General features: G+C 70.5%; 1 protein-coding gene (cut by a window edge). It reads right to left on the bottom strand.

Translation table 11 applies throughout. The features are described from left to right. A protein-coding gene (locus BLU81_RS12335; RefSeq protein WP_092544441.1) for a hypothetical protein crosses the window boundary here: on the bottom strand, window positions 1-14,246 show its beginning. Its footprint begins 16,753 nt before the window's first position; only the first 14,246 of its 30,999 coding nucleotides appear in the window; its start codon is at window positions 14,244-14,246; its stop codon lies beyond the left edge, outside the window.

Here is a 14,246-nt window from a genome sequence, read left to right as displayed (position 1 = left end):
CTCAGGTGCTCGGCGGCGACACCGAGGTGGCTGTCCGCCTGCGGGAACGTGTCATTCCGCAGGCTCTCGTCATATCGGGTGACGATCCGGTCGGAGGTGTCGCCTCCGGTGACGAGTGACAGCACCCGATCGGCGCTCGCTGTATCCATCCGGATCCGGATACGTAGCGTGGCGTCGATGAGTGTGGCCAGGGACTCGCGCGTCACCACGATGGCGTCAGCCAGCGCCGCCTGCGTGGTGTCGTCGTAGGGACGTCCCGGCGTGATGAGTTCCAGGGCCTGGCGGGCGGTGGTGACCGTGGCGGACAGGGCGCGGATGTCGTCGTACTGTTCGAGGGCTCCCTCATATCGGACGCGTGACTCGGCCAGCAACTCCGCGACGCGGCGGGAGGCTTGAGCCTGCCGGACGATGACGTCCAGCGCGTGCTCCATGACGTTTTTGCCGTCGCGTGTCAGCTGATGCCGCGAGCCGTAGGCCGCGGTCGCCGCACGCCTGAGATGGTGATAAGCGAGTTTCATGTCCGCGCGGGTGGCATCGCGGAGGGGCCGCGGTGTCTCCGGATGCCGTCGGAGCAGGTCGAGCTGTTCCATCCGTTCGTTCTGGGCCTGGAGACGCTGTTCCAGCTCGGCGGCGGACGTGAGCGTCGTCGCCCGCACGGTGTCGATGCGGGCGCTGATCGCGTCGATCCGGGCCGTCTCCAGCAGCGCCGTGTCCAACGCCTCCCGGTACTCCTCGAACTCTTGGGTCAGAGTGGAGAATGCCGCTACGAAATCGTCGGCCGCGCTGGTGATGGCCGGCCCCGATGGCGCGGGCGCGCTGTCGTCGAGTTCGCCGTTGAGGTCTACGAAATGGGGAAGCTCGGCGATCGTGATCGGGCCGGCGCCGTCCGGCTCGACGCGGAAGGAGACGAACCGGCCCAGTGGTCCGGGGGCGTCCGCCGAACGCTCGCCGGATGGCCGCACGACGGCGAGACCGTCTGCCCACACGTCGACGGCAGTGCTCGGCGCGATGATCGTGATGCCCGGCAGTTCGCGGGCGAGCCGCGCGGCCAGACCGTCGGCGCGGTCAGCGGCGGCTCCGTCGACCAGGAGCATCAGCGGGCGGTCGAGCCAGGACTCGTCGTTCCGGATCGTGGCGGCGACCTCGGCCGTGGGGAGCGTCGACTCACCGAGGAGCATGCCGTCGCCGGCCACGGTGCCGACCACGAGGTAGCGGTCCGGATGGGGCCGGACCGCGTCGAGGGCCGGGAACCTGGTGCCGGGCGCGGGGATCAGCAGGCCGGCCGGCAACCGCAGCGGTGTGACCAGGCCGATCTCCAGCAGCTGCGCGGACCGCGCGATCGCCGCCTCGGCCTGTTCCCGGTACGAGTCGGTGCGCTCCTTCATCGTCTCTTTGAGCTCGGCCTCGATGTGTTTGGCTCGAGCTCTGTTCTTGTCTCCGTCGCCGGGGAACTTCGCCCGGGCCATGCGAACCCGATCGTGAAAAGCCTCGTCGAACCGCACCGAGGTCTCGTCGCGATCCAGCATCGTGTCACCGGCGAGCCGCAACACGGCGTGCCGGGTACGTTCGTCCGCGCGCAGGGCACCGTCGAGCTCGTTGTTGTACCCGGATACGTCCTTCGACGACGTGCGGATCTTCTGGAGCAGCGAGGTGGCGATCCGCAGCCCGTCCCGGATCCTGCGTTCGAGTTGCCGTACGCGTGGATCACCGGCCGCCAGTGCCGCTTCGAGCCGTCGGCGGATATCGTCGATCGACTTCTGCAGGGCCTCGGGTGAGCCGGCCGGCGGGGTGCCCCACCGAACCGGCCGGTCGGTGGCCGTCCACGTCGTGTCGTCGCGAGGCCGGTCCGGGATCAGGTCGGAGCCGAGCGCCCGGACCGTGGTGGCGGCGGGTTCCCCGGGCGGCACTACGGTGACGAAGATTCGCCAGGTGTCGGCGTCGGTGGCGGTTGCGGGCCGGGGCCGGCCGTCGGCGGTGTAGGTCGCCCCGGCGACGAACGCCTGCCCCGACGGGGTGGTCCAGGCGGTGCCGCTGGGGGCGATGACGGCGATGCCGGGTGGCAGGGCGCGCGACAGCCGGGCCGCGAACCCGCCGGTCTGGTCCTGGCCGGTGTCGCAGATGATCAGGAGGATCGTCTTGCCGCGCCAGTCCGGGTCGCCGGTGATGTACCCGGCCAGGTCTTCCGGAGTGATCGGCAGGTCGTCGCCGTGGGCCAGGATCACGTAGTGGCCGACCGGGATGGGGAAACGGCCGGCTTCCTCGATGACGGCGTCGTCGCCGGTGAGCACCAGCCGTACGGCGCTGTCGTCGAGCAGGGCGAGGCCGCTTTGCAGGGTCTCGTCGAGCGTCGACCTGGCGTGCAGGCGGTCGGTGAGCACGCGTACCGCGTTGTCGACGTCCGTGGTGAGCGTGCCGAGGTTGCGTTCCGCCGTCGCGATCGGTGTCTGTGCCGCCCGAGCGTCGGCGATGCTCCGGTCCAGCCGTGCCGAGACCCGGTCGAGTCCGGCCCGCTCCGCCTCCCGGTGGTTGCGCACACTCGTACGCAGATCGGCGAGGGAGGCGAAGCTGTCGGTCAGGTCGCGCCGTGCCCCGTGCAGTTCGGTCCAGGTCGCGGTCGACAGTGGACGGCCGTTGATGGATCGTACCCGCGCCTGGGCCGTCGTGGTCTGCTCCAGCAGCGCGTCGGCCTCGATCAGCAGCGGGTCGGGCCTCCGTCGCCGGGTCAGCGTGGTGATCTCGGCGGCGGCCCGGACCCGCTGGCGGCGGGACTGCTCGATCAGGGCGTCGGCCTCGCCGATCGACCCTTCCAGATGGTGGAAGCGATATTCCAGATCGTGCAGTGCCCGGTCGGTGAGCTGGATGACGGAGTGGATCCGCCGCGTCGACCGATCCTGTCGTTGCCGGGCCGACCGCTTCGGGCCGATGCTCTCGTGCAGGGCGCGGGCGGCCTCGTCCCGCAGGGCGCGAAGTTTCGCCTTCTCGGTGTCCCGGCCGGCGGCGAGGGTCTGCGTCAGCGCGACGAGCTGCTCCCGGGCGGTGTCGGCCGCTGTCTGCTGCTCGCCCAGCGCGTTGTCGAGTGTCTCCTCCGGAAGTGGGAGGCGCTGGATCGCGGCGATGCCCGTGTGCGTGTGCTCGTGCATCCCGTTCACGACACGCAGCAGGTCATCGGCGTGTGCGGCGGCCCGGTGGGTCTGTTCCGTCCACGCGTCCGGGTCGGGAGCGGGCCCGGTGAGCGGGACGATGCCGGTGACGGGCGGCAGGAGAAGGGCGGCCTCGGCGATAACCTCGTGGTGCCCGGCCGGCTCCGGCCGGTCTCCGGCGTGGATCGTCAGGGCGATGACGTGCGCCAGGGTCAGCTGTTCCGCGGCGGCCCGGAACGCGTCCGGGTCGGTGGCCGAGCTGCCGTTCCGGAGATCGGCCATCGTCTGGAGCGCGCTGACCACCTCGTCCGGGTTCGACTCCAGCGCCCGCAGGACGTAGGCCGACTCGTGCGGCAGCATCCGCGGGTTCAGCGCCTGCCGGACGAGCCTCGGGGCCAGGCCGGTGAGATACGCGTGGTCGCGGATCCGGATCGCGGTGAGCGCGCCGGCGGCCCGGACCCGCGCCGGGGTCAGCCCGAGGACACTCAACGCGTCGTTGATCCGGCCGCCGTTCGCGACGCCAGCGTCCCGCAGGATCTCGGCGAGCGACTGGTGCCGGTTGGCCAGCATCCACGCGGTGACACCGGCGAGGAACTCCTCGCGCAGGACGCCGGGAACGTTCGCCTCGTCGAACGCCGCCATGATCCCGGACGTGTCCGATGCCGTCCAGGTGTCGACGATGGCCGTCATGAGTTCCGGGGTGTCCACGTCGGGGACGAGGCCGTCCCGCAGATGGGCGAGCGTGGCCCGGGCCGCGTGCCGGACACCGTCGTCCTGATAGAGGGCGTCCCCGAGGTTCTGCTCGAAGGCGGCGGCTTGCTGCTGGTGAATCGGGTCGCCGGTGCCCCAGGCGAACGGACTTTCGGTGTCGGTGCCGGGTCGTACCGGCGCCTGTGGCAGGTCCGGGCCGGCGTCCTCGACGGTCGGGGGCGGTCCGTTGACGAAGACTCGCCAGGTGTCGCCGGTGGTGGCGAGTCGTGGGCGTCCGTCGTCGGTGAGCTGGCGCCCGGCGACGAAGGCCTGTCCGGACGGTGTGGTCCAGACGGTGCCACTGGGAGCGGTGACTGTAGTGCGGGCCGGCAGTGCTTGGGCGAGCTGGGCCGCGAACCCGTGCACCTGGTCGGCACCGGTGTCGCAGATGACGAGGGTGACCGGCTGGTTCCGCCACTGCGGGTCGGCCTGGATGATCGCGGCGAGCTCGGCGGGGGTGACCACCCGGTCACCGAGACGCACCACACCGGCTTCGCCGTGCGCAAAAACCAGATATTGCCCGGGTACGACGGGAAAGCGCCGCGCCACGTCCAGACTCACCGCGTCGTCGGCCAGCAGGGTCCGGGTCGTCCGCGTCGGCCGGCCGGTGTCCGCCGGCAGCATCCGCTCGTAGCGTTGGAGGGCCTGTTCGGCCTCGCCGAGGTGGACGGTCGCCCGTCCGATGACGTCGATCTCGAACCGGGTCTCGGACCGGAGGACACGGCGCTGGGCGGCCTCGGCCCGGGCCGGGTCACCGGCGACTCTCGCGGCCCGGTCCGTCTCCTGCTGGAGATGATCCAGGTACCCCCGGCCCTCAGGAATCCGGGCCTGGTTCGTGGCGTCCTCAGCCCGCCTCAGCCGCGAGGCGATGACCAGCAGCTCACCCTCGATCTCGGCGGCGCGTACCGGGTCGGCGGGCGTTCCGGCCGTGCCGAGAAGACCACGGAGCCGGGTGAGGCGTTGCTCCGCGGCGACCCGGCGCAGTACCAGGGATTCGGTCCGCTGGGCGAGCACGTCCAGCGGCGTGGGGGTACCGGTGCCGAGCTGAGCCAGCATCCGCTCGTAGCGGTCGAGATCCCGGTCGGCCTCGTCGAGGCGGTCGGTCGCCGGCCCGGTCACGTGCATCCCGAAGCGCTGCTCGGCGATGGTGACGTGGCGCCAGGCCCGCCCGATCCGGGCCGGATCGTCGCCGGCTTCGCTGACCTTGACCGACGCCGAGTCGAACAGCCGCAGGGTTCCCTCGGCCTGTTCGGTGGCCCGGCCGGCCCGCCGCAGCAGTGACGCGGTGCCGATCAGTGCGGCCGCGATCTCGGCGATGCGCAGAGCCCGCCGCGGGTCGGTGGATGTGCCGGTGGCGTCGAGCTGTTCCCGGAGCCGGTCCAGTCGTTGCCCGGCGTCGATCCGGCGGGTGGCCAGAGAGTCCGCTTGCTCGACGAGCGCGTTCCGGATCGGACTCAGGTCGGCCGTCTCCGGCGTCTCCGCCGAAGGACTCGGCTCGACGGGGGTGACCGCTGTGAAATGGATGCCGGTGCGATGGATCAGGACCGTGGCGTCGCCGTCCTGGTTCGTGTGTTCCGGGGCCTGACCGGTCTGTTCGATCGCGATGTCGATGCCCAGAGCCCTGGCGAGAACGTAGGGCACGTCGTCACCGATCGTGGTGTTCCACAGGAGTGGGGTGCGCAGGGCCTCGGCCATGAGTTCGGTGTAATAGGTGCCCCCGAGCACCAGATCGACGAGCGCGCGGTCGCCGAGGGGAAGCCGGAGCTGTCTCAACGCCGTGACGATCGGCCCGGACGAATCGGTCAGGGCGATGTCGAGTTGACCGGCCAGCTGATCGCGCGTCGTTTGATCCAGGCCGAGGGCGCGCAACCGCTCGTTCCGGAGTGTTTCGTTCGGAGTCCAGATGGTATCCACCAGCAACTGGCCCCGGGTCCGGTGCAGGATGGGCCCCCCGACGAGATCCGGGTTCTGCTGGTAGCGCGCGGTGGCATACTGGCGCAACTGCTCAACGGTGACCTGGCCGGGGCCGCCACCGGGCAGGTCGACGCCCTGGACGGCGGCGCTGTCGATGACGGCGTCGAACAGGCAGTCTCCCACCTCGTACGTACGGGGAGCGGGTGTGGCTACCCGGGCCGGTTCCTCGGTGAGGTAACCGACGTGGCCGGTGGCGTCGATCGTCCGCCACAGCTGAACGGTGTTCGCCTGACCGTCCGGCCGGAAGATGGTGGTGGTGCCGTCCGTGTCGGTGACGTCGATGCCGGTGCCGGTGGCGAACGCGGCCGCGGTCAGCACCACGGCGTTGGCGTCGCGGATCGCCTGTCGCCGGATCGGGCCGACCGGCTCCTGGCGGCGGTTGATCCGGGGCGGCGGTGGGGCGAGTGCCGCCAGGGCCAGGTCGCCCTGAGGCGGGGGCGCGGTCAGGTGGGCGCGGACCATGTCGGCCTGCATCGAGCCGCCGGCGGCTGCCGCGGCCCGCAGAACCGTCTGCCGTAGTGACTCGGGGCCGCCGGCGCCGGACGGCACACCCGCCGTGGTCAGGGCGTGATAGAGCGAGTCCCCGGCGATGTCAGGTGCGACGACGACGGCCTGCCGTTCCAGGTCGGCGAACCATCGCCGCAGCACCGAACCGGTGCCGGGACGCGTGCGTAGTGCCTCGGTCTGCAAGCGCTGCCGGACAGCACTGAGCCGGCCGGAACTCTGAAGTATGTCCGCCTGCTGCAGCATGGTTATGATCTGCCAGTCGGTGACACGCCTGAACTTGAGCGCTTTTACCGCTGTGAAGGCATCCGCGTGTGACGGGTCGGCCGGGTCGAGCTTCTTCAGCTGGTGCAGCCGCCTGATGCCGCGGATCGCTGCGATGATTCCGATGACCTGTTCGATCTTGAGGTTGCCGACTGCGGGCGGCCTGACACCGGCCTGTTGCCCCACCCACTTCGGGTCGAAGATCGGCATTGCCTTGAACCGGCTGAGGTCGGTCTTGAACGACTCCTCGTACGTGCCGACGCTGTCCGCCAGCAGATCAGCTTCGGTGTCGGCGGCCCAGGCTTCCGACGACGCCGTCCCCGAATCGCTGACCCGGCCGCGATTTCTCTCGATGTCTTCCAGCTCTTCGGCATTTTCCAGCTCCTCGGCCGCAACGGGCATGTCGACCTTCAGGCCGGCATTCTTCAGCGTCTGCTGGATCTGGTTCGGAGGACTGTTTCTTGTCTGAACCTGTGCCGGGTAACCCTTCTGCAGATAGTTCAGGGCGAGCCGGGAGGTGTCGGTGGGCACGGCGGAGCCGACGAAGTCGCTGAGGAATCCGATGTTGCGATCCGGATGACTGTTGTTGTGCAGGTGCCGCCGCAGTTCGCCGCGGATCTGATCCGGGCTCAGGGCGAGGTCGGTCGTCGCCGGACGCGGGTCGGTGAAGTGGTTTAGGACCAGACGCGCGACCTCCTGGCTGTACGCCGTCAGGAGATCCTTGCGAAGCCCCGAGTACTCGCCCGCGCCGCCGCCGAACCGCAAGGTCTCGCGACCGGCGATGGCGATGCCGTCCACGAACAGGTTCGGCTCGGGAGCGTAGGGGAACAGCGGGTGGAACAGCGTGAGCCGATCCCGCGTCCACATGTCCTCCAGCAGCGCGAGGTTGAAGTCCCGCGCCTTCTGTTCGTCCAGTGTGGAAAACTGATCGCCGAACAGTTCGTCCTTCACCGCCCCCGCGGGCCCGTTGTCCTCCGGCGCCCGTCGGTCGAGCCGGTCCTGGACCGCGGTGATCAGCTCCGCGGTGTCGCCGCCGCGGTATCCGCCGGAGAACATCAGTGGCCGGGACGGCAGGAGGCCTTCGGTCGGGTCGAATTCCGTCAGGTCGCGGAAAGCGGTGAAGACGTGTGCGTCGCCGGGGGTCAGCCTGCTGCCGGTGTCGAAGTCCTGAAACGAGATGTACGGGTAGTGACCCGCCGCGGCGAGGGCGCTGATTGCCTCTACGGTGTCCGGGTGGTCCAGTGTGGCGTTCCGGGCGGTGCCGAACGGGAACTTCGGGCCGGTGTCCCCCCGGGTAGTGGCCGCGGCCGCGCCGACCGCGAAACCGTGGACGGCCACCGGCACGTCGAGCCCGTCGATCACGGCGCTGACGGTCGCCATTCTGGTCCGGAAGTTGTCGCCCGGCGTCGTCTCCATGGTGTTGGCGCCGAAGACGAACGCCACTCGCACGTTCGCCGGCAGCCCGTCGGTGACGGCCTGGACCACGTCGGGAATCCGCGGCAGGTCGTCGACCGGCAGGATGATGTTGACGACGAAGGCCAGTTCCGCCCGCGACTCGATGAGGCGGCGGGACACCTGCTGATAGTCGGTGCTGATGTCCTGCCGGACCGCGGCGCTCTGGGCCTCGGCCACCAGGGCCGCGAAAGCCGCGTTGCGCGCTCCGTTGACCGGGGCCGGTGCGGGCCGGGTGCGGATGCCCTCGTCCGGGGTCAGGTCGGTGGGGCGGCCGGTCACCGGCAGGTCACCCCGGTCGGGGGAGAGCGCGATGTCTGCCGTGGCGCCGATCGCGGCGAGATGATGCTGCTTGATCTTCGGATTACCGGCGGCTTCGGTGGTGGCCATCAGTGAGCCGGTGGTGTCCGCCGTGGTCCGCAGCAGAACCCGTGGGTTGGGCCCCCGATCCGGCGACTCGTCCTTGAGTCCCAGGTAGTGGCCGACCTCGTGCGCGATCTTCAGGCCGGTGGCGTCGACGTTCCAATCGGTCTGTGTCATCGCCGGGGCGGTCTCGCCGTACAGCCGGATGGTGGTGTGTGCCTCGGCGGGGTCGTCGGTGAACTCGACGTTGACGTTGAGCTGGTCGGCGGCGGCCCCGATGGTGTGGCCGGTGTTGAAGGCGGCCGCGACGGCCTCGGTGGTCAGCCGTCGCACCTTGTGCTGCTGTTCGTCGGTGACGCCGGGTTGCGGTTCCAGCCGGATCCGGATCGTGAAGTCCTGGACACGCCGGCCGCCGGCCGCGGTCAGCAGCCGGTGGTCGTAGGCGATCAGGCCGTCGACGTGGGTGAGCACCGGCCGGAAGACCGGCCCGTCGGGTGTGTCCAGCTTGGCCTCGGCTCGCGACCGGGCGACGGCCTTCGGTACTTCGCCGTCGCTTCGGCCGAGATCCACCACGTCGTACGCGGTGATGCCGGCCCGGCGTCGCGCGGGCGTTTCCGAGCGCAGGGCACGGATCTCCGCGGCGGTCACCGGTGTCGCTGCGGCGGTCATCGAGGCGGTCACCGCTTCGTCGGCCGTTGTGCGTTCGTACTGTTTCGCGAGCGCCGTCACGACGAGCGGGCCGAGCGCGCTGCCGAAGTCGAGGAGGGCCGGGTCGAAGTCCCTTGCCACGCGGGTGGCGTCCGCGACCGCCTCCGCCTGTTCCGCGGCGAGTGTTCCGGTGAGCGGGGCGAGGCTGAGCAGGGTGATCTGGCGTCCGGTGAGCATCGGTGGCCCGGGCGCGAACGCGAGTGCGGTCAGGGCCTCGGTATGCCGTGCGCCGTACGCCGTGGCCGCCGGCCACCGGCCGGCCAGGTCCTCGCCCATCAGGGCGATGCCGTCCGACCACGCCTGACGGTCCGGATCCGGATCCGGACCTGTCTGCCCCGGCACGTACGTCGCCATGAAGTGGTATCGAGGCGACTCGGCGTGGCTCGGCAGCGCGGCCAGGCCGCCGTTCTGGCCGTCTACGAAGAGTAGATGACCCGATTCCGTCTTCACCACGTTGACGACGTGCCATGACTGCTCTGTCTCGATGGTGACGATGCCCCGGGAGTACGGAGGCAGCGGAGCAAGCCGGTCGGCCAAGGTCTCCAGGTCGAGGCCGCCCCCGAAGGAATGCCCGATCCGTCGTTCGAGCTCGTCGAGGTCCTGGACCGTCGCCCTCGGCGCCGACGGTGAGGTGCTGCCTGCCAGGAAGTCGTCGACGAGTTGTGCGGCGGTGTGCCGGTCGGCGCCCGCCAGGCCGGGGATCTGATCGATTCCGGCCAGGAACTGCTCGGTGACCAGGTCGATCCGGGCTTCGGTGTCCGGGCCCCGGTAGCTGTTCGCGGCGACCACATGCGGCGTGAAGGCGAGCCCGCTGAGCAGTTCGGTCCGCATGGCGGACCTGGTGAACAGGGCGGCCACCCGTTCGTCCGGGCCGGCGTGACCGTCGGCGAGGACGGCATCGACCTCGGGGAAGCTGGGGACCCGCTGGACATCGCCGCGGGGCACGAACCGGATCGGCGTACCGTCCGCCGGTGGTTCGGCCGGCCGCCCGGCCTGCCCGTCGAGGAAGACGACCCGGTTCCCGTCGTGGACCGCGTTGACCACACGGCCGTCACCGACGAGGACCATGCCGTGGGCGCCGGGACCCGCCGTCCGCAGGATCCGCTCGATCTCGGCGAAGCCCGTCACCGGATACGGCGCCCGGCCGGCGTAGCCTTCCAGAAACTCTTCCGGGGTGGTCGTGACCGGCGGCGCGGGATGAATCTCACCTGTGGTGAGCATCAGATCGACGGCGATCGCGGCGACCAGGTGGTTGGGGGTATCCCGGTTCGGGTTGACTTGCCCCAGCCACTCCTGGTGCCGCCGGGCCTGCTCCGCGGCGATCGTCAGCGCGGGCCGGGTGTCCGGCATGATCTCGCCGTGCGGGGTCAGGCCGAGAATCTCGGCGGTGATCGTGGGTATGTCCTCATCGATCGCGGTGCCTGACAGCTCCTCCCTGGTCAGCGCCGTCTTCACGATCGTCTCGTAACTCTGGCCGGCCACGATCAGATGCGCGAGCTCACGGTGGCCCGGCGGCAGCGCGGCCAGCGGCAGTTCACCCCGCCGCATCGGATCACGGAACATCAGCCGCACTGCTTGGACGAACGCCGCCTGATCGGGGTTCGCCCGAATCACCGGGCTGTCCGGCGGCAGGTGCTGCCATAGCGTCGTGGCCAGTAGAGTTTCAGCCCGCTGGGTCCGGCCGGTGAGGTTCCGCAGGTGCTGTCGGGTCAGGCCGTCGGCCAAGGCCTGCCGCAGCCGGCCGGGCGCGGCCGGATCGGTGGCCAGTTCCGCGGCGGTCGGCGCACCAGGCGGGAACGTGGCGCCCCGACGGTAGGCGTCCGCGATCAGACGACCGAACCTCCCGGGTGGAGCGGGGACCTCCGCCACCGGGCTCGGGGTCACTGCCGTGTACCCCTGGAAGTGGTCGTTCCTGCGGAAGACGATGATCGCGTCGTCGGCATCGCTGTTGGTGGAGAAGGTTTCCGCGAGATTCTCGTTGTGGACGACGATGTTGACACCGAGTGACCTTGCCAGGGCGTCCGGGATGAAGTCGCCGAGAGCGCTGTCCCAGAAGGTCTTGTCGCTCAAGCCGTCGTGCAGGAGTTCCCGGAATGAGGCGCCCTCCATGATGCGGCGGGCCAGGGCCTGGTCGGACCGGGCCAACCCGATCCTGTGGAGGTTGTTTGCGAGATGCTTCCGGAAGCGGGGTCTGGTGAGGAACTCGGAGACGGCCCTGGCGCCGGTGTCGACGGGCAGGTCGAGTTGACTCATTCGCCACTGCCGGAGGCGGGGGCTGACGTCGGTCAGCATCGAGACGAGTAGTTCCGTCGGGGAACCCGCGAAAACGGTGATCCTGCCGGTCGGGTCGTCCAGCTGGAGGAATCGACGGGCGGCGTGCGCCCGGATGTCCTTCATGGTGGGCTTGGCGATGGGCATCCCGTAGTCGTCGGTGACGCGGAGATCGACGCCCTGGCGAACGGCGCTGACCTTGGTCGCGTAGAACAGACAATCCCCGAACGGCGGTACGTTGATCTTGGTGCGCCCGCTGGTCGACAGCACCTGTCCCCGCAGCGCTTCCACTTCGGGCTCCGCCACGGACGAGGTGTCGGTGACGGACGACGTGTCGGTGCTGGACAGCGCATCGGAGTCAGACGATGTCTCGGTCATGGACGACGTATCGGTTACCTCGTCCGGTCGAGAGGTCTCCTCGACGGCCGGAGTGCCGGTCTCCGGGACGCTGGTCTCCGGGATGTCGACGGTGAGGTCCGTTGTCGGGATGTCGACGGTGAGGTCGGTCGCCGAGTCGGTCGGCGGCGCGGGCGTACCGGCGGAAGATTCGCGGCCGGGCGTGCTCCGCATCGGGCGGGGACCCGCGGGCCGCCGTTCCGGACGCGCGGGGTTCGCGGTGGTCGCGGTGGGTCGCGCGACCACCGCCGCGGTTTCGGATTCCTTGGGTTCGGATTCCTTGGGTACGGTCACCGGCGCGCTGTCCTGGTACGGCCCGGCGTCTTGAGTACGCGGTCCTCGGGGTTTCCGGGTGGGCCGCGACAGGCTTGCCGGGCTTGCCCCAGCCGTGTCCGGTGCCGCTACACCCTCGACCGTGGTGACGACCGTCTCGGGTTCGGCCACCATCGGGGTCTCGGTCACCGGCGCGGTCTCGGGCAGATCGACGGTGATCCCGGCGGCGAGGTCGATCGGAGCCGTGCTCGCCACCGGCTGACCGGTGGTGCCGTCGATTCCGGACCGAGTACTGCCGCTGACGGTCTGGGAACCACGGGCCGGCGGGGTGGCGCTGCCCTGCTGGGAGTTGCCGGCCTGTGGAGCGGTGCCGGCCGGGCCGGTGCTGCTCTTGCCGGCCGCCGCACCGGATGGCTGGCCCGCGGCCGAACCCTGACCGCTGGTTGAACCCTGGCTGGTGGTTGAACCCTGGCTGGTGGTCGAAGCCGCTCCGGTGGCCGAAGGCTGGCCGCTGACCGATGAGGTGGAACCCGCCGATGGGCCCTGACCCGCGGCTGGCGTAGTGCCGGCCGGTGTGGGCGTGGCCGTGCTGCCGGAGGATGCGACCGAGCCGATGTCGAAGCCGGGCAGACCGGCCGGGGCTGAGGTGGAGCCGGACAGCCCGTCCATGCCCGGGCCGGTGACGCCGGGGGCCGGACCGGCCGGAGCGTCGACTGTGATGCCGGTACCGATGCCGCTCGGTGCGGCCGGCGAGTCGGCCGAGCCGGTGGACGTACCCGCGCCGGTGTCGGTCCTGCCGTCTCCGGCACCGCCCTGACCAGTACCGGCAGGCGTGCCCGCCGGTGCCCCGGAGGTGGTGCCGTTGCCGGTTGCCGCGCCCGAGCCGACACCGGATCCGGTCGTGCCGGTGGTCCCGGAACCTGTCGCGCCGCCTGTCTCCGCACCGGTCGTTCCGTCCACACCGGTGCCGGTTCCCGTGGTGCCGCCCGCGCCGGTTCCCGTGGTGCCGCCGGTGCCGGTGCCGGTGCCGGTGCCTGTGCCTGTGGCGCCGCCCGGCCTTCCTTGACCGGAGCCCGTGCCGCCGGCGACAGGGCCCGCGCCGGTGGCGTCGCCCGTGCTGCCCGGCGCCGCCCCGATCGACGGTGCGGCCACCTGCGGAACGCCTCCCGATGCGGGGGACGTCGCGCCGCCACCCGGTGACGTGGTGGACGATCCGGATCCGCCGGTGAGAACGGGCGCCCCGGGCGTACCCAGGTTGGGTGTGCCGTGTTGTGGGTTTCCGCCGCCGATCCGGTGGGCCATCTCGACGAGCATGCCGCCGAGGAACGAGGAGCTGGCGGTGGCGATCGCGTTGAACGAGCCGCCCGCACCCGCGGTGTAGATCCACTCGGCGGCGGTCTCGAAGCCCGCGCCGCCGCCGTGCCGGCCGAGCGCGGTGTGGTCGAGTTTCGGGTAGAACTTGGTCCCGATCTTGTGGAAACCGGTGGTCAGACCGCTGATGATCAGGCCGGCCTTGAACGCCTCGCTGACGGCGTGGCCGTCGATCCCCTTACGGTCGCCGGAGAAGATCTGAACGAGCTGGGCTCCCATGTTCTCACCGACCTCGGTGAGCGCGCCCTCGATGACGATGTCGTCGAATGCATTCCAGGACATCCGCGCGATCGACGACCAGGACCGGTTCTTCAGCTGCCGGATCAGCGTCCCGACGAGTTCCTGACCGATCTTGACCAGGCCGGGAACCGCCGCCGCCCCGAACCCGGAGGTCAGCGCGTGGAACACCTCGAACGCGATGAAGATCATCGCGATCAGGATCTCGATCTGGGTCGCCTCGGCGTCCAGTGCGAAACCCACCGCCGCGTCGCCGAGTAGCGCCGAGATGTCCGCACCTTCGGGCAGACCCGCTACCAGCTGGCCACGCACGTCCTGGAAGACGTCCGCCGCCGGGCCGTCCAGGTGACCGTCCAGCGCACCACCGATGGCGTTGGTCCCGGAGATGCTGCCCACCAGGTCGGCGGTGAACCGCGCGAGCTCTTCCCTGGCCTCCCGCAGTTCCTCGGGGTACGCCTCGGGATACTCCTCGCCGGCTCCGTAGAGGATCGCGACGTAGAGCCATTCCCACGCGGGGTCGTTCGGGATGTGAAGGTCAGGCAT

This window comes from Actinoplanes derwentensis, assembly GCF_900104725.1.
GTDB lineage: Bacteria > Actinomycetota > Actinomycetes > Mycobacteriales > Micromonosporaceae > Actinoplanes > Actinoplanes derwentensis.
This window is presented reverse-complemented; position numbering and strand designations above follow the sequence as displayed.